This window comes from Escherichia sp. AM3 (assembly GCF_032029835.1).
Lineage (GTDB): Bacteria > Pseudomonadota > Gammaproteobacteria > Enterobacterales > Enterobacteriaceae > Escherichia > Escherichia coli.
The window spans coordinates 1-251 of record NZ_JAVUPQ010001166.1; the positions used below are offsets into that span (position 1 = coordinate 1).

A 251-nucleotide genomic window follows, 5' to 3' on the forward strand; every position below is an offset into this window, starting at 1 on the left:
GGTGTACCGTTTTCTTCGCGCGCTCGGCACCCCATTTTTGCAGTTTATTCCGTTGGTAGAGCAGGGTAATCCGTCATCAGTGAGTGACAGGGAGTGGGGGACATTCCTGAAGGCAATCTTCGACCTCTGGGTAAGAGAAGATGTGGGGCGCGTTTTTGTGCAGCTCTTTGACTCAATGCTGGGCGTCTGGAGTGGCTATCCCGCACAGATGTGCTCACTGGCCGAACGCTGCGGGCATGCCTTTGCACTAG

At 55.4% G+C, this 251-nt stretch carries 1 pseudogene; it reads left to right on the forward strand.

From position 1 onward, the window contains the following. Nucleotides 1-251, forward strand: a pseudogene (locus RTW80_RS30170) (anaerobic sulfatase maturase); the annotation flags it as partial.